The 1,706-nt window shown below is 69.0% G+C and carries 2 protein-coding genes; both read left to right on the forward strand.

Features of this window, described 5'->3' with window-relative positions; translation table 11 throughout:
• Window positions 1-615: PBECR2 nuclease fold domain-containing protein (locus FVW20_RS14455; protein ID WP_269145835.1), on the forward strand; the 615-nt coding region annotated here is incomplete at its 5' end.
• Between the two features lie 140 nt (window positions 616-755).
• Window positions 756-1,706: coiled-coil domain-containing protein (locus FVW20_RS14460; protein WP_196610168.1), on the forward strand; the 951-nt coding region annotated here is incomplete at its 3' end.

Genomic DNA, 1,706 nt, shown 5'->3' on the forward strand with positions numbered 1-1,706 from the left:
GGCCCGCTCGATGACGGCGCGGTGGCCTTTCCCCCGGCCCTCGTGCTGTGCAGGCGCGGCGGCCCGGCCTTTGCGGATGGTGACGACCCGTGCCGCCCCCCGCTGGCCAAGCTGGATCCCCGCCACATCCTGCCCGTGACCAACGCGGACATCCTGCCGCGCGGCCTTGCCCCGGCGGACTACGTGCTGGCCTTCCTGAAGGAATTCGGCCTTGCGGACATCGACGCCAGCACGGCCATCCGCCTGCCGGGCGTGAAGCTGCCCGTGGTCATCGGCAAGGGGCTGTTCATCGACAAGGCCACCGGCGACTGGAAGCTCTCCAAAAACGCCCGCGACCAGCACGTGCTGTTGCTGGCCCGCACCATCAAATCCCCGTGGGAAATCTGGCAGGTGCCCGCCAAACTGTCGGGCAAGGCATGCACGACGCTCCGGATGATCCGGCTGTTTCGGGACGGCGAGAAGCAGGTGGGGGGATTCGGCGTGTGCAACCTGGTCAACGGGCGGGGCTGGGTGGGCACCACCGCCTTCATGCCCAAGGCCGACAGGTCGGAGCGGCGAATACTGGAATACCTCGAAGCCCAGCGCACCGGGGTGCTGCTGTACCGCGAGCCCTGAAACGAAAACGGCCCGGAAGTCACGCGGCCTTCCGGGCAGGCGGCACCCTTGCTTACGACCCCTGCTCGGTCAGGGCATTCAGGGTACGCCGCCACGACATTTCCACCTTTTCGGTAACGCGCCACGCACAAGGAGTCAACATGCCCACCCCCAACGCCGCACAGGACGCCGCACCCCAAGCCAACCCGTGGATCCGCATCGCCCGCACCGGCACGTGGACCGACAGCCAGGGCACGCCGCGCACCTTCACCAGCGCAGACTTCGACGCCATCGTCCGCAACTACGACCCGCAGCAGGAAGAAGCCCCGCTGGTCATCGGCCACCCGGAAACCGATTCCCCGGCCTACGGCTGGGTGCGGGCGCTGCGCCGCACCGGGGCCGATCTGTTCGCACAGCTCGCACAGGTTCCGGAAACGGTGCGCGAAGCCGTGCACAGTGGCTCCTATCGGTACGTGTCCATGGCCCTGCACCCCGGCGGCAAGCGCCTGCGGCACGTGGGCCTGCTGGGCGGCGTGCCGCCCGCCATCAAGGGGCTGGGGCCGGTGCAGCTTGGCGACGGCTCGGACGCCATCGTCATCCTCTTTGCCGCCCACACCCCCGAACAACCCGCACCCGGAGGAACCCGCATGGATATGGAAGATCTTCAGAAGCGCATCGGCGCGCTGGAACAGCAGGTCAACAGCCTGACCACGGCCAACAACGAACTGAAGGACAAGCTGGCCGCCAGCGACAAGGCCCGCGCCGACGCCGACACGGCCAGAACCGCCGCAGAGGAAGGCAAGGCCAGCGCCGAACAGGAGTTCGCCGCCTACAAGGGCGAGCAGGCCAAGGCCGCCCGCACGGCCCGGCTGGAACGCCTGACCGCCGACGGCAAGGTCACCCCCGGCGAGCACAAGGACATCCTCCTCCAGGTCGAAGCCCTGTCCAGGGTGCCCGAACCCGTGGAGTTCAGCGACGGCGGCAAGGAAACGCTGGAGGAACGCTTCTGGAAGCAACTGGAAGGCCGCACCCCCGCGCCGTTCCTGCAACCGGTTGCGCCGCCCGCCGGGGCTGGCCCGGCCTTCTCGGCCCCGACCGCTGCCGCTGTCGCG

This window comes from Nitratidesulfovibrio oxamicus, from assembly GCF_015731765.1.
Classification (GTDB): domain Bacteria; phylum Desulfobacterota; class Desulfovibrionia; order Desulfovibrionales; family Desulfovibrionaceae; genus Cupidesulfovibrio; species Cupidesulfovibrio oxamicus.